At 64.6% G+C, this 22,991-nt stretch carries 22 protein-coding genes; 17 read left to right on the top strand and 5 right to left on the bottom strand.

The genetic code is table 11. The annotated features are described in order from the left end of the window. Nucleotides 1-24: 24 nt before the first annotated feature. Nucleotides 25-1,767: a phospholipase C gene (locus OUZ49_RS02350; RefSeq protein ID WP_266148325.1), complete on the bottom strand. Its 1,743-nt coding sequence runs from the start codon at nt 1,765-1,767 to the stop codon at nt 25-27. Nucleotides 1,768-2,059: 292 nt separating this feature from the next. Here OUZ49_RS02350 and OUZ49_RS02355 point away from each other — a divergent pair, with 292 nt between their 5' ends. Beyond that, nucleotides 2,060-2,215 (top strand): hypothetical protein, encoded by a 156-nt coding sequence (locus tag OUZ49_RS02355; RefSeq protein WP_266148326.1) that lies wholly within the window; start codon nt 2,060-2,062, stop codon nt 2,213-2,215. 18 nt (nt 2,216-2,233) lie between these two features. Here the strand turns inward: OUZ49_RS02355 and OUZ49_RS02360 are convergent, their stop codons facing one another. Further along, complete coding sequence (locus OUZ49_RS02360; protein WP_266148327.1) at nt 2,234-2,686, bottom strand: DUF4442 domain-containing protein; 453 nt, start codon at nt 2,684-2,686, stop codon at nt 2,234-2,236. Between the two features lie 212 nt (nt 2,687-2,898). On the opposite strand from OUZ49_RS02360, the gene OUZ49_RS02365 reads away from it, so the two are divergent. After that, a complete protein-coding gene (locus OUZ49_RS02365) occupies nt 2,899-4,890 on the top strand; it encodes an alpha/beta hydrolase family protein (RefSeq protein ID WP_266148328.1) in 1,992 nt (663 codons plus the stop codon). 72 nt (nt 4,891-4,962) lie between these two features. Here OUZ49_RS02365 and trxA read toward each other — a convergent pair whose 3' ends face one another. Next, nucleotides 4,963-5,835: a thioredoxin gene (gene trxA, locus OUZ49_RS02370; RefSeq protein WP_266148329.1), complete on the bottom strand. Its 873-nt coding sequence runs from the start codon at nt 5,833-5,835 to the stop codon at nt 4,963-4,965. Nucleotides 5,836-5,990: 155 nt separating this feature from the next. Here trxA and OUZ49_RS02375 point away from each other — a divergent pair, with 155 nt between their 5' ends. From OUZ49_RS02375 to nadD, 8 genes are all read left to right on the top strand, one after another. Further along, nucleotides 5,991-6,632 (top strand): paraquat-inducible protein A, encoded by a 642-nt coding sequence (locus tag OUZ49_RS02375; RefSeq protein ID WP_266148330.1) that lies wholly within the window; start codon nt 5,991-5,993, stop codon nt 6,630-6,632. Further along, complete coding sequence (locus OUZ49_RS02380; protein ID WP_266148331.1) at nt 6,629-7,252, top strand: paraquat-inducible protein A; 624 nt, start codon at nt 6,629-6,631, stop codon at nt 7,250-7,252. The genes OUZ49_RS02375 and OUZ49_RS02380 overlap by 4 nt, the downstream gene beginning before the upstream one ends. Then, the gene (locus tag OUZ49_RS02385) at nt 7,245-8,930 is read left to right on the top strand and encodes a PqiB family protein (protein ID WP_266148332.1); all 1,686 of its coding nucleotides are present in this window, start codon (nt 7,245-7,247) and stop codon (nt 8,928-8,930) included. Before OUZ49_RS02380 ends, OUZ49_RS02385 begins: the two co-directional genes overlap by 8 nt. Beyond that, a complete protein-coding gene (locus OUZ49_RS02390) occupies nt 8,927-9,550 on the top strand; it encodes a PqiC family protein (RefSeq protein ID WP_266148333.1) in 624 nt (207 codons plus the stop codon). Before OUZ49_RS02385 ends, OUZ49_RS02390 begins: the two co-directional genes overlap by 4 nt. 84 nt (nt 9,551-9,634) lie before the next feature. Next, on the top strand, nt 9,635-12,394 hold the full coding sequence (gene leuS / locus OUZ49_RS02395) for a leucine--tRNA ligase (protein WP_266148334.1): 2,760 nt from the start codon (nt 9,635-9,637) through the stop codon (nt 12,392-12,394). Nucleotides 12,395-12,404: 10 nt separating this feature from the next. Further along, nucleotides 12,405-12,965: an LPS-assembly lipoprotein LptE gene (locus OUZ49_RS02400; RefSeq protein ID WP_266148335.1), complete on the top strand. Its 561-nt coding sequence runs from the start codon at nt 12,405-12,407 to the stop codon at nt 12,963-12,965. A gap of 15 nt (nt 12,966-12,980) precedes the next feature. Continuing rightward, nucleotides 12,981-13,991 (top strand): DNA polymerase III subunit delta, encoded by a 1,011-nt coding sequence (gene holA / locus OUZ49_RS02405; RefSeq protein WP_266148336.1) that lies wholly within the window; start codon nt 12,981-12,983, stop codon nt 13,989-13,991. Nucleotides 13,992-14,151: 160 nt separating this feature from the next. Further along, nucleotides 14,152-14,799 (top strand): nicotinate-nucleotide adenylyltransferase, encoded by a 648-nt coding sequence (gene nadD, locus OUZ49_RS02410; RefSeq protein ID WP_266148337.1) that lies wholly within the window; start codon nt 14,152-14,154, stop codon nt 14,797-14,799. Between the two features lie 86 nt (nt 14,800-14,885). Here nadD and msrB read toward each other — a convergent pair whose 3' ends face one another. Then, the gene (gene msrB, locus OUZ49_RS02415) at nt 14,886-15,509 is read right to left on the bottom strand and encodes a peptide-methionine (R)-S-oxide reductase MsrB (protein WP_266148338.1); all 624 of its coding nucleotides are present in this window, start codon (nt 15,507-15,509) and stop codon (nt 14,886-14,888) included. Nucleotides 15,510-15,538: 29 nt separating this feature from the next. Beyond that, on the bottom strand, nt 15,539-17,260 hold the full coding sequence (locus tag OUZ49_RS02420) for a cytochrome c biogenesis protein DipZ (RefSeq protein WP_266148339.1): 1,722 nt from the start codon (nt 17,258-17,260) through the stop codon (nt 15,539-15,541). A 331-nt stretch (nt 17,261-17,591) separates the two neighbouring features. On the opposite strand from OUZ49_RS02420, the gene OUZ49_RS02425 reads away from it, so the two are divergent. From OUZ49_RS02425 to scpC, 7 genes are all read left to right on the top strand, one after another. After that, on the top strand, nt 17,592-18,116 hold the full coding sequence (locus OUZ49_RS02425) for an RNA polymerase sigma factor (RefSeq protein WP_266148636.1): 525 nt from the start codon (nt 17,592-17,594) through the stop codon (nt 18,114-18,116). 5 nt (nt 18,117-18,121) lie between these two features. Further along, on the top strand, nt 18,122-18,781 hold the full coding sequence (locus tag OUZ49_RS02430) for an NrsF family protein (protein ID WP_266148340.1): 660 nt from the start codon (nt 18,122-18,124) through the stop codon (nt 18,779-18,781). A 512-nt stretch (nt 18,782-19,293) separates the two neighbouring features. Continuing rightward, the gene (locus OUZ49_RS02435) at nt 19,294-19,596 is read left to right on the top strand and encodes a hypothetical protein (protein ID WP_266148341.1); all 303 of its coding nucleotides are present in this window, start codon (nt 19,294-19,296) and stop codon (nt 19,594-19,596) included. A gap of 307 nt (nt 19,597-19,903) precedes the next feature. Next, nucleotides 19,904-20,296, top strand: coding sequence for a ribosome silencing factor (rsfS, locus tag OUZ49_RS02440; protein WP_266148342.1), 393 nt, complete (start codon nt 19,904-19,906; stop codon nt 20,294-20,296). A gap of 85 nt (nt 20,297-20,381) precedes the next feature. After that, a complete protein-coding gene (gene rlmH / locus OUZ49_RS02445) occupies nt 20,382-20,852 on the top strand; it encodes a 23S rRNA (pseudouridine(1915)-N(3))-methyltransferase RlmH (RefSeq protein ID WP_266148343.1) in 471 nt (156 codons plus the stop codon). A gap of 63 nt (nt 20,853-20,915) precedes the next feature. After that, the gene (locus OUZ49_RS02450) at nt 20,916-21,365 is read left to right on the top strand and encodes a GNAT family N-acetyltransferase (protein WP_266148344.1); all 450 of its coding nucleotides are present in this window, start codon (nt 20,916-20,918) and stop codon (nt 21,363-21,365) included. 92 nt (nt 21,366-21,457) lie between these two features. Beyond that, nucleotides 21,458-22,972 (top strand): succinyl-CoA:acetate CoA-transferase ScpC, encoded by a 1,515-nt coding sequence (gene scpC / locus OUZ49_RS02455; protein ID WP_380004871.1) that lies wholly within the window; start codon nt 21,458-21,460, stop codon nt 22,970-22,972. The last annotated feature ends 19 nt before the right edge of the window (nt 22,973-22,991 follow it).

Here is a 22,991-nt window from a genome sequence, read left to right on the forward strand (position 1 = left end):
GGTGATCCACCGCCGAGCCTGCGATCAGGAATGCCAGGGGTCGCGCTTGTCCTTGACCGGCGTGCCCTCATTCGGATCGAGAAACAACCGCGGTGCCTGGTCTTCGTGGCGACGGTCGAAGTCGAACATCTTCATGATGCTGCCGGTGGTGGCATCGTTTGAGCCCTGGCCGATGCGTTCCCCCTGCAGCCAGTTGTCCTCGATGAAGCGCACCACCGAAGCCTGCGTGATTTGCGAGCGATCCACATAGTTGACGCGCGCATATGGCGAGATCACCAGGAACGGCACACGCGTACCCGGACCGCAGCGGCCGTTAACGTTGCCACCATTCACACCCACGCCCGGCGTGGCGCCCGGCGCATTGCAGACGCCCGGAGCATTGAGTTGGTCGGCGCCGATAACCGATCCTTCCTTCGTGGTCGAGTCGAAGGACGAGGTGGTGGGCGAGGCATAGCGATGGTCGTACCAGCCGTCCGAGTCATCATAGGTGATGATCACCGCCGTGCTGTCCCAATCGGGCTGCTTCTGCAGGAAGTTGAGCACATTCACCACGAAGGCTTGTTCATCCAACGGATCGGAATTGCCCGGATGCGCATCGCCCACTGCAGGCGCCTTGATATAGCTGACCGACGGGTAGTTGCCCGACGAAACGGCATTGAAGAAATCATTCACGTCGTATTCGTGGTGCACGGGCGTGGAGGTGCTGTCCTTGTCGTCCGTATAGCCGACCTCGGCCGTCGAGGTAGGACGCGTGTGTGCCGCGTTCGCGGTGCTGGCGTAATACTGGAACCAGTTGTGGTGCGGCGAGTAGTCGGTCGAGGCACCTCCCAGCACGCTCGAGTAGGTGCTGCGCTTGCAACCGGTCGTACCATTTTCGTTCACGGCCGTCAGGTCGAATCCGCCCATGAACCCGCCCCAGGTGATGTGGTGGGCATTGAGCAGGTCGCCGATGTTTTTCGATGTCATCATCATCGTGTTGGTGGTTGAGGAGCACAGGTCGTAACCCGGATCGGTATCGCCGATCAGGCTCAGGCCACCCTGGTTGTCCGGTACGGTCGAAGCCGAGCCAAGCACCACCTTGGCGCCGTTGTTCGTGCCCGATACCACGGCAATCGCACCCGGTGTCGAGGGACCGTAGGTGTCGGTATAGGCGTTGTCGCTCATGGCGAAGTGCTGCGCGTAATTCCAAAACGCCGTCACGGTGTTGCCGTCGTAGTAACCCATCACGAGACCATGGGTGCCGAACGCGCCGGTGGTCGTCACCGTGTTGTTACCCGTGTAGGCGGGGAAACGGTCGGCTGCGCCGTTGTCGTAGGCGAGCTGTTCCGGCGTGTAACTGTGGTTCTGGCCTTCGGTGTTGGCCTGGGTGCGATCCAGGCGGAATGGATTCACCGCATTGACGCCGTTGATGGGGTTGAACTTGTTCGGATTGGCGTTGAGCAGTGCCGGCGTGAGGCCGTCCACCTGGGGCGTGAAGGGCTTGGCCTTGAACGCGGGCTCGCCCGGAGGATTCGCCGCCACCGGATAGGTGCCGAAGTAGTGATCGAACGATCGGTTTTCGTCAAAGATCACCACGAGATGCTTGATCGGCGTCGCCGTGGGGAGCCGATCTTGTGGCGAGCGTCCACCGTCGTGCCATGGGGACTGCGCAGAGGAATCGTCGTGCTGATTCGAGCTTTGATCGACCTGGGCATGGGCGAGCGTGAATGCCATCAAGGCGATTGACGCAGGCAAGATGGCCCGGCGGAACGTGCGAAGACGGAACATGTGGACACTCCTGGAGTGGGTACGACGACACAGGGTGGTACAGCACCCATTTCTGCGGATTCCCCCTTACAACAGGCCACGGGCCGCACTGATGGCGCAGTCCTTGGCATGCTCAGAATTGAACCATTCATATATGAACGTTCTGGGTCAGCACGAACGTGCGCGCGGACATCGCAAGAAGCCGCGCTCGACGATCCGGTCACGGGGTGACGCGTGGGAATTCAGCTTTGAGCGAGGCGCCCGCAACGCGGGCCCACATCCAGCACCCTCCAGCGCCTGGGCGACTCGACGGGTGAGCGGAATCGTCTCGCTGGTGTTGGTCGGGCTGGTGTATGCCTTGCTGCGTCGCGCTGGTCGGTTGCCCCGGCTGGAAAACCACTTTGCCGGCCGAAGCGTGCAGAAGGCAGAGGCGGCGCTGGAGGAGATCGCCCGCTTCGAGCGGGATTGAGCTTCAGCGCCGGTTGGCTCAGCGCGCCTTGGGCTTCAAGCGGACATAGAGCTGCTTGCGTACCCGTGCCACAACTTCACCGCTGGCGGTAGTGACGTCTACTTCAAACCAGCGGAGCACTTTCTCGCCCCCGGCGGCAGCGATGCGCAATTCGTCCACCACGGCGGGGTCCAGCCTGAAATGGGCGTACACGTCCTCCTTGCCCGGCGCCACAAACTCGATGGCGCCCGCCTTGTCCCATACGTAGTAGGCGTCGCCCAGCTGGTGCATGGCCAGCAGCATCCAGAACGGATCGGTCATGGCGAACAGGTTGCCGCCGAACTGGGTGCGCACGTAGTTGCGGTTCCAGGGCCGCAGCTTCAGCACCACGCTTGCCTCGGACCAATCTTCGGCAACCTGCTGCACCCGGATGCTGTTGAACAGAAAAGGAGGCCACAGGTTTAGCAGTCGACGAAATGTGGGGGCGCGCATGAGCAGACGGTTGAGGGGGGACCGTAATCATACCTCAAACATACGCTTGCGTATGGATTGGCCGTGCGCGCGAAGAGGGTGGAGCAGCAGCCATCGTGCTGCCTGGCCGGTGCCCCTGGATTGGCCAAAGGGCGCCACCACGACCGGAAAACTTTGCGCCTATACTCGCCGGCGGCGGTGCATGAGGCGCCACCGGCAACAGGGGAGGGGTCATGAAGAAGCTACTCAGGCGCGCAGTGGGCTGCGTGTTTTGTCTGTTGGTATGGCCGGCATTCGCAGCCACCGTGTCGTCGGCGGATTTGGCGCGTCACGCCCAGTACGACAAGGTGAAGATTTCACCAGACGGCAAATTCCTTGCCGCGACCACGGTAGTCAAAGGCAAGCCGTTGTTGGCGCTGGTCGACTTGGTCAATCAGAAGGGTGTGATGATCCGCCCGCGAGAGGGAAACCAGGTCGTCGATTTCTGGTGGGTTAACGACCACCGTGTGCTGTATTCGGAAGGCACTACCGTTTCCGGCTTCGACCGACCGTTTTCAACGGGCGAGATATTCGGCGTGAATGCGGACGGCAGTGGCGCCGAATTGTTGTTCGGCTATCGCGCGGGTGGCAATTATGGTGGTACCCGTGTGCAGCACCGCGAGCCCGAGCGCGCCAGCGGCGAAATCATCGCCACCCTGCGCGACGACGAAAACCATGTATTGATTGGCGTTACACCCTGGGACAGTGGAGCCGATGGTGCTTTCACGTCGGTCCAGTTGATGGATGTGCGCGATGGCAGCAAACACCAGGTAACGACGGCGCCTATCCGCAATGCGGGGTTTGTCGTCGACCATCATGGCGTGGTGCGCTTTGCCTTTGGCGTGGATAGCCATTTCTACCCTCAGGTGTATTACCGCGAGGCGGACGGCAAACCATGGACACTGTTGTTCGAAGGTTCGCTGGAGCGCGAAATTCCCTATCCGCAGGTGTTCAGCCGCGACGATAGTCACGTTTATATGTCGTGCGACGCGCCGGGCAAGGTCTCCGCACTATGTCCATGGGATGTAGCGACCAAGACCATGCAGGCGCCGGTCTGGAGCAGCGCCACCGTGGGCATGGATGGCTTGGTGGAAAGCCTGGATCGGCGCGACGTCGTGGGCGTTTACTCAATGCCTGGTTTCCCGGCCGCTGAGGCGATCGTTCCCGATGCCGACGCTATCAAGGCGATAGGGGCTATGTCTCACCAACTCCCTGGCGAGAGCATTCGTATCGTTTCAAGCACCAACGATGGCAGCAAGTCCGTTGCGTTGGCCTCATCGGATATGGATCCCGGCACGTTCTACCTGTGGGACGCCTCAACGGGCAAAGCATCGGTGCTGCTGGAGCGCGCTTCCTGGATCAAGCCTGATCTGATGGCGGCGATGCAGCCGGTGGAGTTCAAGGCGCGTGATGGACTGACTCTGCACGGCTACCTCAGCATGCCGCCCGGAAAGGAGCAGGCCAAGCATCTTCCCATGGTGGTGTTCGTGCACGGTGGTCCGTTTGGACCCCGCGACAGATGGCAGTTCGACTCCTATATACAGATGCTGGCAACCCACGGCTATGCGGTGCTGCAGGTCAATTACCGCGGTTCGGGCGGCTATGGCAACGCGTTCATGCATGCCGGCTACCGGGAGTGGGGCGGCAAGATGCAGGACGATCTGACCGACGCCACGAAGTGGGCCATCCAGCAGGGCATCACCACGGCGGGTCACATCTGCATTTTTGGTGGCAGTTACGGTGGTTATGCGGCGCTTGAAGGCGCGGTCAAGGAGCCGGATCTCTATCGCTGCGCGATTGGCTACGTTGGCGTTTACGACCTCGGCTTGATGTACACGCATGGCGACATCTCGGACCGTGTCGTCGGCAAGAGCTATCTGCATGCTGCGCTGGGTGACGACCAGGCTGTACTAGCGGCGCATTCGCCCGTCAATCAGCTGGACAAGCTCAAGGCCAACGTGATGCTCATCGTAGGTGGCCAGGACGAGCGCGTGCCGCCTGTCCATGGTCAGAGCCTGCATGCGGCATTGCAGAGTCGTGGCATTGCGCATGAATGGCTTTATAAGCCAAATGAAGCGCATGGGTTTTATGACGAGGCGAATGTCACCGAGCTGTTCGATCGCGTGAGGCAGTTCCTCGACCGCAATATCGGGCAGGGTTCGGGATCGGCCGTCGGCTCGCCCTGATCATCCAGCCATGAGCCGATGATTCAGCACGGCACCACCAGGTTCTGGTGGTGCCGTGCTGGCGCTGCAAGTTCAGAACACCAGCGACGCCATCCGGCGCCGGTAGCGCCCCACCAGCTCCGCATCATCCAGCGTGGCGAATGCCGCGAGCAGGCGCTTCTTGGCCTGGCCCTCGTTCCAGTCGCGCGCACGTTCCAGGATCGCCAGGAACTGGTCCAGGCCAGCGGCGGCATCGTCTTCCAGCAACAGGCGCACGCCGAGCAGGTCGCGGGCGGCCCAGTCGGTGCCGTCGGCCTGCACGCGCTGCTGCAGCTCGGGCAGGGAAGGGGCGCCTTGGAGCGCGCGGGCGAGGTCGAGCTGGCTGCGCAGGCGTACGGCGCGCCCATCGGTGGCCAGGTTGGCGGGTAGCGAGGTGAGTTCGGCCTGGGCGGCATCGGCCTGGCCGGCGCGCATCAGGGCCAGCGCGAGATCGAGCTTCAGCTCGGCCTGGTCCGGCGCAGCGGCGATGGCCTGCTGGAGCCGGTTGATGGTTTCTTCCGGCGATTCCGGGGCCTGCGCTTCCGTCGAGTCTTCCAGCGCGGCGCCGTCCAGCGGCAGGACCTGGTGGCGCGAGAGGAATTCACGCAGCTGGCCTTCCGGCAGGGCGCCGGCGAAGCCGTCGAGAATCTGTCCGTCCTTCACCAGCATGACGGTGGGAATGCTGCGGATGCCGAACATGCCCGCCAGCTGCTGGGACTTGTCCACGTCCACCTTGCCCAGCCGGAACGCGCCGTTGTACTCGGCAGCGAGCTTCTCCAGCATGGGTCCGAGCGTCTTGCACGGGCCGCACCAGGTTGCCCAGAAGTCCACCAGGATCGGCGTGGTCAGCGAGGCTTGCAGCACCTCGGCTTCGAAATTGTCCTCGCGTACCTCGAAGGTATGCGCCTGGGCGGTCGTGGCACTCACTGGGAACTCCCGTTGACGGATCGCCCACAGATCAGGGCGTCGCCCAGCATATCAAGGGTACGGAGGCTGCCGGCGGCCCAATGGGGCTCCTGCCAGGCCATAAGGCAGGTGCAACCCGATCTGCGCTGGGCAGCGATATTTGCGAAAATGGCCGGATGACCATGCCAGTGCAAGGCGTCAAACCCAAGATCGCTCCGCCCACGCTGTGGATCTGCGAGCACTGCGACACGGTTTACCACCGGCGCGAGCTTGCCTGTGGCGAAGTGGCGCGGTGTGCCCGTTGCGACGCCATCCTGGCCAGGCATCACAGCATCGGCGTGCGGGGCATGCTGGCGCTGGTGCTGACGGCGATGATCGCGTTCGTGCAGGCCAATATCTGGCCCATTGTCACCCTCGGGCTCAATGGACAGATGATCAGCACGACGCTGTGGGGCTGTATCGTGATGATGTGGCGAGAGCACACCCAGGTGGTGGCCGTCATCGTCGCGTGCACGCTGTTTTTCGTTCCCATCGGCAAGATGCTGCTGCTCGGCTGGGTGCTGCTGTATGCCCGCACGGGCAGGCGCGCACCGGGTTTTCGCCTGGCCATGGTGACCTTGTATCGCATTGGGCCATGGACCATGAGTGAGGTGTTTGTGCTCGGCACCCTGGTGGCCATCGTCAAGGCGAACATGTATTTCGACGTGATTCCGGACGCGGGCATCTTTGCCTATGGCGTGCTGATGCTGATCATCACCGCGTTCTCCAGCATCGACGTGCGCCGGTTGTGGGACCTCACCGAGGAGCGCCCGGCATGAGCACGCTGCCACGCGCCAGCGAGCTGGGCCTGATCGGTTGCCATGTGTGCGGCCTGGTGTGCCGGGACATCCGTGCCCCCGATGCCGCGTGCCCGCGCTGCGGCTCGGCCTTGCACAGGCGCAAGTCGGCCAGCTATTCGAAGACCTGGGCCCTGCTGATCGCGGCGTTTCTGGTTTACTTGCCCGCAAATCTATTGCCGATCACGCGCACCGTGAGCCTGGGCGATGTGGACGACAACACCATACTCACCGGTGTCGTCGAACTGTGGGTGAAGGGTTCGCCGTACCTTGCCGTGATCGTCTTCACCGCCAGTATCGTGGTGCCCGTGCTGAAGTTCTTCGCCCTGGGCCTGCTGTTGATCAGTTCGCGTCGCCGCAGCCAGTGGGCGCAGCGGCAGCGGGCGAAGCTGTTCCGGCTGGTGGAGTTCATCGGCTACTGGTCGATGCTCGATGTGTTCGTGGTGGCGCTACTCACCGCGCTCGTGCAGTTTGGTTTTTTCAGCCAGGTGGAACCGCTGCCTGGCGTGGTGTTCTTTGGCCTCACGGTGGTGATCACCATGTTGGCTTCCATGAGTTTTGACCCGCGGTTGATCTGGGATGGCAGGGAATTCGATGACTGATGAAAACAAGCCGGTTCCCGGCGACGACCTGCCCGAGCCCGTGGTACAGCGACCGCGCATCAACGCCTCGCTGGTATGGCTGGTGCCCGTATTGGCTGCGTTGGTCGGCCTGTCCCTGGTGATCCACGCCTGGACCCAGGCCGGTCCGACCATCAACGTCAGCTTCCAGAGCGCGGAAGGCCTGGACCCCGGCAAGACGCCGGTGAAGTACAAGAACGTGACCATCGGGCGCGTCACCAATGTGCGCCTCAGCCAGGACCGCACCCATGTGGTCGCCAAGATCGCGCTGGAAAAGAGCGCGCAGGGCTTTGCCACGGCTGACACCCGTTTCTGGGTCGTGCGCCCGCGCATTGGGCTGGGTGGCGTGTCGGGTATCGATACGTTGCTGTCCGGGTCGTTCATTGGCGCCGATGTGGGCGAGTCGCAGGAGTACAAGGACGATTTCACCGGCCTGGAGTCGCCGCCGCCGGTGACACATGGCGCCCAGGGCAAGACCTTTGACCTGCAGGCGGACGACCTGGGCTCGCTGGATATCGGCTCGCCGATCTACTACCGCCGCATCCAGGTGGGGCGCGTGTCTTCCTATCATCTGGACGAGGATGGCAAGGGCGTGACCTTGCAGATCTTCGTGGAGAAGCCGAACGACCAGTTCGTGACCAAGTCGACGCGCTTCTGGAACGCGAGTGGTATCGACGTGTCGCTGGGCGCCGACGGCCTCAAGGTCAATACGCAATCGCTGGCGACCGTACTGGCCGGTGGCGTGGCGTTCCAGGATCCGGCAGGCCCGCACGACGCGACCGCAGCCGATGAGAACACTACCTATCGCTTGTTCAATGACCGCGCTACCGCCATGGCGCCGCCGGATGGCGAGCCGAAATACATCCGCATGCGCTTCAGCCAGTCGCTACGTGGGCTGGTAGTGGACGCACCGGTGGAATTCCTGGGCGTGCCGTTCGGCCGCGTGGTGTCGATCAATCTCGACTTCGACGAAAAGACCCAGACCTTCCCCACCATCGTGGGCGCCGTGGTTTATCCGCAGCGCCTTGGGCGCGCGCATGACAAGCTGGTGGCGTTGGCCAAGGCGCGCGGCGACGACGAACAGATGTCGCAGATGATGGGGCGGCTGATCGAGCACGGCCTGCGCGCCCAGGCGCGCACCGGCAACCTGTTGACCGGGCAGCTTTACATTGCCATGGACTTCCTGCCGAACGCGCCCAAGGTGGCCTACGACCCGACCACCCGGCCGCTGGAGATTCCCACCACGCCGGGCAGTTTCGACAAGTTGCAGGAGCAGCTGGCGGAAATCGTGGACAAGATCCACAAGATCCCGTTCGACAGCATCGGCAAGAACCTGGACCAGTCACTGGGTGAGCTCAGCCAGACGCTCAAGCAGGTCAACACCAGCGTGCTGCCGGAGGTGAAGACCACCTTGCAGGGGGCACAACAGACCCTGGGCAACGCGAACAACATGTTCGCGCCTGACTCGCAGCTGCAGCAGAACCTGGGCGGCAGCATGCAGGAGCTGCAACGCGCCGCGCGCTCGCTGCGCGTGCTGACCGACTACCTGGGCGACCATCCGGATGCACTGTTGCGCGGCCGTCGTGCGGACCAGCCGCTGCAGGCGCAGCCGGCCCAGGCCGCACCGCCCAGCGCACCGACACAAGGGAGCAAGCCATGATTCGTTTGGGATATCGGCAGCTGGCGGCGGTCGCCATGCTGGCCATGGCGCTTGCCGCCTGCCGCTCGGCGCCGGCCACGCGTTTCTACACCCTGGTGGCACCGGCCTCCACCGAGGTCGCTCCTGCGGGTGGCCCCGCGGGCGCGGCGTTCCAGTTTGAACTGCTGCCGGTGTCGGTGCCGGCCCAGGTCGACCAGCCGCCCTTGGTGGTGCGCCAGGGCGAGCAGGGCGTGGCGGTGCTTCAGGGCGAACGCTGGATCGCGCCGCTGGGCGACGAAGTGCGCAGCGCGTTGTCGGCAGACCTGACGCGCGACTTCAACGCGCAGGATGTGAGCGGCCTGCCTTCCGGCGGCAAGTCGGTCGTGCGGATCAAGCTGGACGTGCGCCGGTTCGACTCGATGCCGGGGAGCTATGCCCTGATCGACGCCGCCTGGAGCGTGCGCCCGCTCAAGGGTGGCGATCCACTGGCCTGCACCAGCCATATCAGCGAGCCGGTGGGTAGCGGCTTCGACGCCCTGGTGCAGGGCCATCAGCGGGCGATTGCCCGTTTGGCTGGCCAGATTGGCGCCGCCGCGGGGGCGCTGGCGGCTGGCAACAAGGCGGTTTGCCCGCCCGGCTGAGGCCGCATTCTGCTAGTCTGCCGCGTTCCCCCGCAGTGATCGGCCAGGGCCGGTCCTGCCAGCAAAGCACACGGCGCCGGAAACATGCAGGACATTCAAGATCAGGGTTCCCACGATCAGGGCAACGAACAGGGTTACCAGCCGCAGGCAGTGGAAACTGCCGCGCAGCGGTACTGGCGCGAACAGCGCGCCTACGAGGTAAAGGAAGACGCCTCGCGGCCCAAGTTCTACTGCCTTTCCATGCTGCCGTACCCCTCGGGCGCGCTGCACATGGGGCATGTGCGCAACTACACGATCGGCGACGTGATCAGCCGCTACCAGCGCATGAACGGCAAGAACGTGCTGCAGCCGATGGGCTGGGACGCGTTCGGCCTGCCCGCCGAAAACGCCGCGATCAAGAACAAGACCGCGCCGGCCAAGTGGACCTACCAGAACATCGAACACATGCGCGGCCAGCTGCAGCGCATGGGTTTTGCCTATGACTGGACCCGCGAGTTCGCCACCTGCCGCCCGGACTACTACCGCTGGGAACAGTTGATGTTCACCCGGCTGATGAAGAAGGGCATGGCCTACCGCAAGAACGCGGTGGTGAACTGGGATCCGGTCGACCAGACGGTGCTGGCCAATGAGCAGGTGGTCGACGGCCGCGGCTGGCGCTCCGGCGCGCTGGTGGAAAAGCGCGAGATCCCGCAGTGGTTCCTCAAGATCACCGATTATGCGCAGGAGCTGCTGGACGGCCTGGACACGCTGCCGGGCTGGCCCGATGCGGTGAAGACCATGCAGCGCAACTGGATCGGCCGCAGCGAAGGCCTGGAGATCCACTTCGAGCTGGAAGACGCCGCCGAGCCGTTGACCGTGTTCACTACGCGTCCGGACACCTTGCTGGGCGTCACCTTCGTCTCCATTGCCGGTGAGCACCCGCTGGCGCTGAAGGCGGCCAAGGGCAACGCGAAGCTGGCGTCCTTTCTGGAAGAGCTCAAGCACGGCGGCGTGTCCGAAGCCGAGCTGGAGACGCAGGAAAAGCGCGGCATGGATACCGGCCTGTGCGCGATCCATCCGATCAGCGGCGAGAAGATCCCGGTGTGGGTGGCCAACTTCGTGCTGATGGGCTACGGCACCGGCGCGGTGATGGCCGTGCCTGGCCACGACCAGCGCGACTGGGAATTCGCCCGGAAGTACAGCTTGCCGATCAAGATGGTGGTGGTGGACCGCGCGGTGCTCGATGCCGTGGCGGCCATCCAGCATGACTTGTCCAAGGGCGTGGGCGCCGATCCCGTGCGCGCGGCCTTGGGTGGCGGCAGTGTCGATGCCTATGAAACCTCGGCGGCGGTGCAGTTGATCGCGGATTTCGAAGCCAGCGTGCAGCAGGACAGCGCGTTCACGGAGCGCGGCTACCTGGTGAACTCCGGCGAGTTCGACGGCATGGATTACGCCCAGGCCTTCGAGGCCATGGCCGCGCGCTTCGAGCGCGAAGGCACGGGCCTGCGTCGCGTCAACTGGCGTCTACGCGACTGGGGCGTGAGCCGCCAGCGCTACTGGGGTTGCCCGATCCCGGTGATTTACTGCCCCAAGTGCGACGCGGTGCCGGTGCCGGAAGACCAGCTGCCGGTGGTGCTGCCCGAGGACGTCGCGTTTTCCGGCATGCAGTCGCCGATCAAGGCCGACCCCGAGTGGCGCAAGACCAGCTGCCCGCAATGCGGCGGCCCGGCCGAGCGCGAGACCGACACCTTCGACACCTTCATGGAGTCGAGCTGGTACTACGCGCGCTACACCAGCCCGGGTGCCAGCGATCAGGTCGATGAGCGCGCCAACTACTGGCTGCCGGTCGACCAGTACATCGGCGGCATCGAGCACGCCATCCTGCACCTGTTGTACTTCCGCTTCTATCACAAGCTCATGCGCGACGCGGGTCTGGTGAAAGCGGACGAACCGGCCACCAACCTGCTGTGCCAGGGCATGGTGATCGCGGAGACGTTCTATCGGGACAACGCCGACGGTTCCAAGGATTGGCTGAATCCGGCCGACGTGGAGATCCAGCGCGACGAAAAGGCGCGCGTGATCGGCGCCGTGCTGAAGAGCGACGGCCAGCCGGTGAAGATCGGCGGCACCGAGAAGATGTCCAAGTCCAAGAACAACGGCATCGACCCGCAGGCAATGGTGGACAAGTTCGGTGCCGATACGGTGCGCCTGTTCTCCATGTTCGCGGCGCCGCCGGAACAGTCGCTGGAGTGGAGCGAGGCCGGTGTCGAAGGCATGGCGCGCTTCCTGCGCCGCTTCTGGCGCGAGGTGACCACGCATGCGTCGATGCCAGACCACCCGGTGGTCGATCCGTCGCAGCTGGATGCCGGCCAGAAGACGCTGCGCCGCCAGCTGCACGAGACCATCCAGAAAGTCACCGACGACCTGGGTCGCCGTCACTCGTTCAACACCGCCATCGCCGCCCTGATGGAACTGCTCAACGCGCTGAACAAGTTCAGCGACCAGAGCGAGCAGGGCCGCGCCGTGCGCCATGAAGCGCTGGAAACGATGGTGCTGTTGCTCAACCCGGTAGTGCCGCATGTCAGCCATACGCTGTGGCAGGTGCTGGGACATGCCGAGTCGGTGCTGGAAGACCAGCCCTGGCCGCAGGCCGACAGCGCCGCCCTGGTGCGCGACTCGCTGACCCTGGCCGTGCAGGTCAATGGCAAATTGCGCGCTACCATCGAGGTGGCGGCCCATGCCTCGAAGGAAGAGGCCGAGGCACTGGCCCGTGCCCACCCCCAGGTGGTCGCGTTCCTGGAAGGCCAGACCGTTCGCAAAGTGATCGTGGTTCCCGGCAAGATCGTCAACATCGTCGCAGGATGAGAACGTCCCAATGAGATCAGTGACCCGCCTGTTCAAAGCTTCGCTGCTGTTGATGTTCACCGTTTCCCTGGCAGCGTGCGGGTTCCATCTGCGCCAGAGCGCGGCGCTGCCGCCATCGATGCAGCAGCTCCATTTGACGGTCAATGGCGGCGGCAATCTGCGCTTGAACATGACGCGTGCCCTTGAGGGCTCCGGCGTTACCGTGCTGGACAAGCCGGGTACCGGCATCGCCGAGCTGAACATACCGGTGGCATCGTTCAGCACCGATACGCTGACGGTCAGCGGCCTGGCGCGAGTCACCGAGTACACCGTGCGCTACCACGTCGAGTTTGAGGTGCACGACGGCACCGGCCAGCCGCTCGTGCCGCGCCAGCGCATCGATATGCAGCGCGAATTCAGCTACGACGCGACCAATACCATCGGTACCACCGCCCAGGTGCAGGCGATCCAGGACAGCCTCAACGACGACATGGTGCAGGCCATCCTGTTCCGACTGCAGGCCGCCACCAAGCACCCGGGCCAGGTCGCCGCCGATGCGGCCGCGCCGGCGTCGGCGTCCAGTACGAACTAAGCGGGCCTGCCTGATATGCCGCTCAATGCCGCTCAATGGCAGAAGTCGCTGGCGGCGGACAGTCTGCGTCCGGTCTATCTGCTGGCCGGCGAGGAATTGTTGGTACTGGAAGCGGCGGACGCGCTGCGCGCCCAGGCGCGCAAACTCGGCTATGCCGAGCGCGAAGTGCTCGACGTCGGCAATCATTTCGACTGGGACGACCTGGCGCGCGCGGCGGCGGGCATGTCGCTGTTCGCCACGCGGCGCCTGCTGGACCTGCGCCTGCCGACCGGGCGGCCCGGCACCGAGGGCGCCAAGGCCATCAACGCGTTCTGCGCCGATCCGCCGCCGGACGTCACCCTGCTGATCACCGCGACCGACTGGAGCAACAAGCACGAAGGCGCCTGGACCAAGAACCTGGACGCTGCTGGCGCCCTGGTGGTGTTCAATGCACCCCGTCCAAACGAATGGGGTGCCTGGATCGGCGCGCGGCTGGCTTCACGCGGTCTTTCCGCCACGCCGGATGCCGCCGCGCTGCTGGCGGAGCGCGTGGAAGGCAACCTGCTGGCGGCCGCGCAGGAGATCGACAAGCTGGTGGTGCTGCATGGCCAGGGCAAGATCGATGCGCAGGAGATGGAAAACCTCGTCGCCGACAGCGCGCGCTACGACGCCTTCAAGCTGACCGACGCGGCATTCGCAGGCGAGGGTGGCCGTGCGCTGCGCATCCTCGCCGGCCTGCATGCCGAAGGCGACGAACTGATCGCCCTGATGGGCTGGCTGGTCAATCAGCTGCAGCTTGCCCTGCGCTTGGCGAACGCACGCGACTTCGCCGCGCAAGCCCGCGCCGAGCGCCTGTGGTCGGCACGCGAACAACTGTTCCGCAAGGCACTGCGCCGCGCCCCGCGCGAGCATTGGCTGCAATGCCTGGCCCGCGCCGCGCGCATCGACCGCATGGCCAAGGGCCGTGAGCAGGGCAATCCATGGCTGGAAGCCGAACGCCTGATTGCTGCGATCGCCGAGCCTCGCGCGGCGCAGGCATTGTCATGAAGCGGCATCTCACTTCTCCCTCTCCCCTTCGGGGAGAGGGCCGGGGTGAGGGGAGGGTGCTCGCGAGCGCTCCACCTATCCGAGGGATTCTCCTGATAGGAAACCGTGACGCAGCGTGCCCCCTCACCCCAACCCTCTCCCCAGCGGGGAGAGGGGGTCTATGACTCGCCCCCTCGCCATCTTCGGCGGTACCTTCGATCCCGTGCACCTGGGCCATCTCAGCGTCGCATGGGAAGCCGCCGAACTGCTCGATGCCGAGGTGCGCTTGATGCCGGCCAGCGTGCCGCCGCACCGACCCGCGCCCATCGCCAATCCGTCGCAACGCGCGGCGATGTTGCGCGCCGCATTGCAGGAGCAGTCGCGCCTCACCCTGGACACGCGCGAGCTGGAACGCAGCGGCCCGTCCTACACCATCGACACGCTGGCCGAGTTGCGCGCAGAGCAGGGTGATCGTCCGCTGGTCTTGCTGATCGGCGCCGATGCCTTTGCCGGTTTGCCGACCTGGCACCGCTGGCGCGAGCTGTTCGAGGTCGCGCACATCGGCGTACTCAGCCGACCCGGCGTGGACGCTGCCTTGCCTGCGGAGCTAGAGGCGGAAGTGGCCGCGCGCCTGGTCACCGATGCGGCCGTATTGCGCGCATGGCCAGCCGGCAAGGTCATCGAGTTGGCCGTGACGCCGCTGGAGATTTCGGCCACGCGCATCCGCGAACTGCTGGCGGCCGGCCGCGATCCGCGTTATCTGCTGCCCTGCGGCCTGTTCGATGACCCGGCCGTGCTGGCGCCATATCGTCACCAGACCCTGTTGTAGGAGCGCACCCTGTGCGCGACAAGCCTACGCAGCGGTGATGCGGTGATCGCGCACAGGGTGCGCTCCTACAGTAAGAACGTGAGGCGTCAGGCGCTGCCGCGTGGAATGAAGCGCAGCGCTACCGAGTTCATGCAATAGCGCAATCCCGTCGGCCGCGGGCCATCATCGAACACATGTCCAAGATGACTGTCGCAGCCGGCGCAGCTGATGGCGGTGCGTTCCCAGCCGAAGCTGGAGTCGCGTATCTCGATCACGTTGGCCTTGGCGATCGGCTGCCAGAAGCTGGGCCAACCGGTGCCCGAGTCGAACTGCGTGGCGGCATCGAACAGGGCCGTATCGCAGGCCGGGCAGCGGTAAAGACCCGGCACCGGCGGCTTCTCGTGCGCTCCGCTGAATGCGCGTTCCGTACCGGCGCGACGCATCACGTAGTACGCATCGTCAGAGAGGCGCTCATGCCATTGAGCATCGGTGAGCACCAGCTTGCGCACATGGCAGGGCCCGAGATGGTGGCCATCGTCGGCGAAGCATTCGAGCAACATGTCCTTGCCCGTCGCCGCGGGCGTGGCCGCCATCGCGGTACCTGACGCCGCGCCGCTGCCCAGCAGTCGCGGCAGCAATGGGCCGCCGATCGCCAGGATGGCGCCCCCGGTGAGCGCCGACCGCAGAAAGCGACGGCGTTCCAGCTTCACGATATCCCGAGTGCGGGACATGACTGCCTCCATCACATCAACAGGAAGGATCAACCGAAAGTAAAGGCGTAGGCCTGTACACCGGGGTCGAGGAAGGTGATTTCAAAAGTGCGTTCGCCGCTGCCATTGGCTTGCCGCACGAGCTGGTAAAGGCGCTGTGCCGTGATCGTGCCGTTGCCGTCGGCGTCGGTATCCATCCCGTGATCGGCGCCCGGCGCCTTGCCGTCGATCAGCACGCGGAAGCGCACCGGCTTGCCATCGCTGCCGGGGCCGAGCACGAGATGCAGGTCGCGACCTCGGAAGCGATAGACGATGCGGCCGTTGGCCTGGTCGAGCTGCGCGTTTTCGTCGCGCACGGTCCAGCGTCCGTCGAACGCCCATTGGTTCGCCATCAAGCTGGCGGGTGCGTGGTAATTCCATGCATCGTCATGGGCGACCTGGCCACCGGCAAAATTCTCCGCGCGGGAGTAACCGACATAGGTCTCCGGCGAACGCTCTGCGTCGCCCGAACCGGCCGCTTCCGCGCCCTGTGCACCGGGCTGCACATAGCCGCCCGGCAGGTTCTTGTGGCCGGCTTCGGTCAGCAACTGGCGGATCACGTCTTCGCTTTGTTCGTATTCGCCTTCGCCGAAGTGGTGATGGCGAATCTGGCCCCGCGTGTCGATGAAGTAGTGGGCGGGCCAGTACTCGTTGCTGAAGCCCTTCCAGATCGCGTAGTTGTTGTCGAGCGCCACCGGGTAATCGACGCCGAGATCCTTCACCGCCTTGATGACGTTTTGCGGTTCCTTCTCGAATGCGAATTCGGGTGCATGCACGCCGATCACCACCAGGCCGTAATCCTTGTACTTGTCCGCCCAGGCGCGCACATAGGGCAGCGAGCGGATGCAGTTGATGCAGGAATACGTCCAGAAATCGACCAGCACCACCTTGCCGCGCAGCGACGGAGCCGTCAGTGGCGGGCTGTTGAGCCATTGCGTGGCACCCGTCAGCGGAGGCAGCTCACCTTCCACGGGTAGCGGCTCGCCGGCCTTCACCATGGGCTGCGGGGCCGGTGCCGGGCGCACGGCATCGATCAGCTTCTGCTCGATGCCTCCCGTGCTTGCCAGCGAGACGCGCGTCAGCACGCCGGTGTCCATGCCCAGCGCAATGGCTGCCACGCCGATCAGGACGAGTACGCCGAGACCGCGTCGTACCCATTCGCCCGCGCCCAGCGAGCGCTTCATCAGCCCGAACACGCGTCCGCCGATCACCAGCGCCAGGGCCAGAGATGTTGCTGCGCCAGCGGCATAGGTGAGCAGGAGCAAGGTGGTCTGCACGCTGGCGCCGTTGAGCGCCGCGCCAGTCAGCAGCAGGCCGAGGATCGGCCCCGCGCAGGGTGCCCACAGCAGGCCGGTGGCGACGCCCAAGCCTGCGGCCGACCAGACCGAATCACCCTCGGCGTCCGAGCGTTGCGTGAGTTTGTTGCCCAGCGCCACGAACGGCCGGCTGATCCACTCGGCCAGATGGCTCGAAAGCAGGGTCAGGCCGAGCACGGCGAGCACCACCATGGCAATGATGCGGCCGTATTGATTCGCCCGGATCGCCCAGCCGCCACCGACCGCCGCCAAGGTGGCGACCAGGGCAAAGGTAAGCGCCATGCCCAGCAGCATCGGCAGGCCATTGCGTGCGAACGGCCGGTCGGCCCGTGCGAACACGAAGGGCAGGACTGGCAGGATGCACGGGCTGAGTATGGTCAGCACGCCGCCGAGATAGGCGAGGATCAGCACGAGCATGGGGCAGTGGCTCCAGGTGGTTTGACTGGTTATTCGGTGCAGGCGGGGTTGCGGTTACCTGTCGTCGATAGTGATCCGCACCCGCTGCGGTTAGCCAGCCCTCGGTGAACGGCTTTCGCCAACCGGGGCGTCAGTCGAGGTAACCGTTGAAGCGGCTGTGGCGAAGGTTCCAGCATGCCCCTCAAGTGATACATGCATGCAGCACAGCTTGACCATCGCCGGCGCGTTAGGTCTAGATAGCGTCCTTCCCGCCTGGGCAAGGATCGATCCCGCCGTGACTGACGACACCCCCACTGCCAGCGAATCGCCGGAACGGCAGCGCGCGGCGTGGATGGCGGCGGCCCAGGAGGGCAATAAAGGCGCCTACGAGCGCGTGCTGGCGAGTTCCGTGCCGTTGATACGCACGGCGGCACGGCGCCAGGGTGTGGCGCTGGACCAGGTCGATGACGTGGTGCAGGAAACCTTGTTGACCGTGCATCGCGTTCGTCACACCTATGACCCCAGCCGTTCCTATGACGCCTGGCTCAGTGCCATTGCCAGCCGCCGTGCGATCGATGCCTTGCGCAGCCATGGTCGCCGCGGGCGGCACGAGCTTCATGACGAGCGCGCGGTGGATTTGCATCCCGACGTGGACGACGCCACCGCCGCGACCGAGCGCGAGCAGGACGCGCGCCGCCTGCGCGAGGCCATTGCGACGCTGCCGCCGGGGCAGCGCGAAGCGATCGAGCAGCTCGGTCTGAAGGAACACAGCCTGGCCGAGGCGGCGGAGCACACGGGGCGCCAGCCCGGTGCGCTCAAAGTGAATTTGCACCGCGCCTTGAAGGCGCTACGTACCCGTTTCCATGGAGACCCCTGAGTACCATGTCCGAACCGCGACTCACCGAGTCACTGATCCAATCGTTGGGCGAACAGCTCACGCCGGTGCGGCGACTGCCGTCGCCGTGGCTGCGCACGCTCGGCTGGTTGCTGGCAGTGGCGGCGATCGCGGCGTGGCTGCTGGCGCACTACGGTATTACCCACATGCTTCAGCGCTGGAGCGGCCAGCCTGATATCGCCCTGGCCGGCATCGGGGCGGTCATAACCGCCGTGTGCGCGGCGTGGGCGGCGTTCTCGCTCGGTGTACCAGGGCGTCCTGCGCGCTGGGCCTGGCTTCCGCTACCCGGCTTGTTGCTGTGGATCGGCGCGAGCGGCGTCGGTTGCCTGCGTGTATGGGTAGCCCCGGCCACCCACATTGCCAGCCTGCACGAAGCGAATGACTGCCTCGTCTTCATCATCAGCTTCTCGGTACCGCTGTCGGTGTTGCTGATCTGGCTGCTGCGGCGAGCCTGTCCGCTAAGGCCCGTGTTGACGGCGGTGATGATCGGCCTTGCCAGTGCAGCGGCTTCGGCCAGCCTGTTGGAGATCTGTCACGCCTTCGATGCCGCCGCGACGGACCTGATGATGCATGCCTTGGCAGTGGCCATCGTGGTCGCCGCCAATGCGGCCATGGGTGGTCGTTTGCTGCAGCCGGCGCTGAAATAAGCACCGCGCCAGGCAAGACGCCCGGCGACATGGGCAGGCGGGGCCGCCGGCCAGGGTGGTGCGATGCAGCATAAGCACATCGTCGGGTCCGGTGAACGTCGAGCGGCGGCGACGCGCTGGCGTCTGACGCACCATGAGACTGAGCCGAATGCATGCTGCCTGGGAGCATGCGCGCAATCTCGGTGGGCACCGCAGCAATCCTGCGCATAGCCTCGCGCCTGTCGATATTGACGCTGAACAGCCCTCTCGTCGGGTCACATCCCTACGCCACGCACAGGTATAACCTTGTCCCGTAGACGGGCGCAGGTGCAGGCGGTGCGCGCCCCGCGCAGGTGGAATCACGGATCAGGGAAGAACTGTTCGCATCGGGCAGGACTGCTGATGTGGCGTGGCCGGAACCGACGAATTCGGTACCGGATCGCCGATGCCGCCCGGGATGGACGGCAACGGTAGCTCCATGGAAGTGCGGCGATGTCGCACGGTTACCCCACCAATTCAGGAGATATGTACCCATGAAAGTATCCCGTTACACCGTACTTGCCCTCGCGACCGCCGTCGCCTTCGGCCTGGCCGTGTCGCCGGTGATGGCGCAGAGCACCACCCCGACGCAGTCCGCCACGGACGCCAGCAAGGACGCGATGAAATCCAGTTCGGATGCGATGAAGTCCAGCTCGGACGCCATGAAATCGTCCAGCGATGCGATGAAGAGCACCGCGGATGAGACAAAGTCCGCCACCGAGACCAAGAGCACCCATCACAAGAAGCACAGCGCTCCCAAGAAAGACGCCGCCACCCCGCCCGCCAACGGTGGTTGAGGTCGGCCGTGATTGAACCGGCTCTCCTGTCGTAAGGAGCGTGCCGTCGAGGGCATGGTGCAACACGCTGCAGAAGGTCGCGGCGTGAACACCATGCCCTCTTTGTTTCCGGTGTTCCCGCGTGCCCCGCGGCCACTGTGGTCAGCTGCGAGCACGCTACCGACGGTGCCCCAGGCTGCATGCGCGCGCTGCCAGGGCAGTCCATGCCCAGGCGCCGATGCGCCTGGCTTGACGTGGCCTTCAGGCCAGGGCGTTATACTGCCCCCGCGCCATCCCGCGCGTCGATCCCGCATCGAGGCAACCGCACTTGAGTCCGACTTCCCATCGCAGCGCCAAATCCGCCACCACGGCGGTCCTTCGTCAGCACGTCATCGACGCCCTCGACGAACTGAAAGCCAAGGACATTCGAGAAATCGACGTTCGCGGCAAAACCTCCATCGCCGATCTGCTGGTCATCGCCTCAGGCACCTCGGCCCGCCATGTCAAATCCATCGCCGACGAAGTCGTCAAGTTCGCCAAGAAGGCGGGCGTGATGCCGTTGGGCGTGGAAGGCGAGCAGGAAGCCGAATGGGTGCTGGTCGACCTGGGCGATGTGATCGTCCACGTCATGCTGCCGCGTATCCGCGAGTTCTATGGCTTGGAAAGGCTGTGGACCGTGGGTGACCGCGAAACCCATATCGAAGCCGTCAGCGCGGGCTAATCGTCCGCGTGGTGGCGGTACATGCGCCGCGCCGCTGCCTAAGCGTGCGCGTGCTGTTTCGCTTTTTCCCTTTTTGGCCTAATCAATGCGCGCCCGCCTGATCGCCGTCGGTGAACGCATGCCCGCCTGGGTAGCCGAGGGCTTTGCCGAGTACCGCAAGCGGCTGTCGCATGACTTGCCGCTGGAGTTGATCGAACTGAAGCCCGGCACGCGCGGCAAGGGGCGCGATGACGCGCGCGCGATCCAGGACGAGGGCACGGCAATCCTTGCGGCGCTGCCGCGCGACATCCACGTGGTCGCACTGGATGGGCGTGGCAAGACCTGGTCCAGTGAAGATCTCGCCGCGCAACTCGAAAAGTGGCGCATGTCCGGACGCGATCTGGCGTTTCTCATCGGTGGCCCCGATGGCCACGCGCCCGAGGTCATAGCCCGCGCGGACCAGCAATGGTCGCTGGGCCCGCTCACACTGCCGCACATGCTGGTGCGCCTGGTGCTGGCCGAGCAGCTGTATCGTGCCACTACGCTGTTGTCCGGCCACCCCTACCACCGCACCTGAAAGCCGCACAACGGCGCGATGTGATCGTTGGCCCAAGCACGCATCTGCCATAGGGAACGCGAGATGTCTTTCAAGGTACGCCAGGCAACCATCCACGACCTCGATATCGTTGCCCCGTTGTTCGACGCTTACCGTCAGTTCTACGGCAAGCCCGCGGACTTGGAGCTGGCGCGGCGCTTTCTGCATGACCGCTGCCAGCATCATGAATCGGTGCTGTTCCTGGCGCTGGACGAGCAGGGCCAGGGCATGGGCTTCACTCAGTTGTATCCGCTGTTTTCATCGGTACGAGCGGAGCGCACCTATCTCTTGAACGATCTTTTCGTGGCACCGCAAGCGCGCCGTCACGGCGTCGCCGCCGCGCTCCTGCACGAAGCGGCGGACTTTGCGCGCGCCATCGGCGCGGTGGGGATGTCCTTGTCCACCGCGCATGCGAACCTGCCGGCGCAGCGCCTGTACGAGTCGCTGGGCTGGAAGCTCGATGAACATTTCCGTGAATACAACCTTACATTTTAGGTGGATTCCCACATCAGACCATTGTCTAAGCAGGGCAATCGCTTGACGCTCCGGGCGTTACCATGGATGGAATCAGTGCAGGAGAAACCATCATGGATAAGCGTATTGGCCATGCAGGACTTGCCAGCCGGGTGATGACGGCGGCGCAGGCCGCCGAGCTGATTGACCCTGGCATGACCATAGGCATGAGCGGCTTTACCGGCGCCGGTTATCCCAAGGCCGTGCCGAAGGCGCTGGCCGATCGCATGATGGCGACGCAAGGCCACGGCGATCCATTCCGCGTTCGCGTGCTGACCGGTGCTTCCACTGCACCCGAGCTCGACGGCGCGCTCGCTCGTGCCGATGGCATCGACATGCGTTTGCCGTATCAGTCCGATCCCGAGTTGCGTGCGCGCATCAATCGCGGCGAAATGGATTATCTCGATATCCACCTGAGCCACGTCGCGCAGTACGCGTGGTTTGGTTTCTTCGGCAAACTCGACCTGGCCGTCATCGAAGCCACCGCCATCCTGCCGGACGGCAGCCTGTTGCCGTCCTCGTCGGTGGGCAACAACAAGACCTGGCTGGACCTGGCCGACAAGGTCATCATCGAGGTCAATCACTGGCAGCCGCTCGAAATGGACGGCATGCACGATATCTATTACGGCACGGCCTTGCCGCCGCACCGTCGCCCGATACCCTTGATCAAGCCGGACGACCGCATAGGCGAGCCTTACCTGCGCTGCGACCCTGACAAGGTCATCGCCGTCGTTGAAACCCATGCGCCGGATCGCAACAGTGCGTTTGCGCCTATCGATGAAACATCGAAGCGCATTGCTGGCCATCTGATCGAGTTCTTCCGCCATGAGATTGCGAAGGGACGTCTCAGTCCGCAGCTGCTGCCCTTGCAGTCCGGCGTCGGCAATATCGCGAATGCCGTGCTTGCCGGTTTGCAGGAGGGCGGTTTCAGCGGCTTGACCGCGTATACCGAGGTGATCCAGGACTGCATGCTCGATCTGCTCGCCAACGGTGTGGTGAGCGTTGCATCGGCGACCTCGTTCTCGCTCAGCCCGGTCGGCATCGAGCGTTTCCTGGCGGACATCGAGTTCTTCCGCAAGCGCATCATTCTGCGCACGCAGGAAATTTCCAATCACCCGGAGCTGGTGCGACGCCTCGGCTGCATCGCCATGAATGGCATGGTCGAGGCCGACATCTACGGCAACGTCAATTCCACGCACGTGGCGGGCACCAGCATCATCAATGGCATCGGTGGCTCCGGCGACTTCGCGCGCAACGGCTTCCTGTCCTGCTTCCTCACGCCGAGCACCGCGAAAAACGGCGCCATATCCTGCCTGGTGCCGATGGTCAGCCATGTGGACCACACCGAGCACGACGTGTCCGTGCTGGTGACGGAACAGGGCCTTGCCGACCTGCGTGGGTTGTCGCCACGGCAGCGCGCAAAGGTCGTCATCGAACACTGTGCGCATCCCACGTATCGGCCGCTGTTGCAGGATTACTTCGAGCGGGCGTTGCACAGCAGCCGCGGCAAGCACACGCCGCATCTGCTCGCCGAGGCCCTGGCCTGGCACGAGCGATTTCTCGAAACAGGAGATATGCGGCCAAAATAGGCTGCATATCTCCCAACGG

It is taken from the genome of Dyella halodurans, assembly GCF_026283925.1.
Lineage (GTDB): Bacteria > Pseudomonadota > Gammaproteobacteria > Xanthomonadales > Rhodanobacteraceae > Dyella > Dyella halodurans.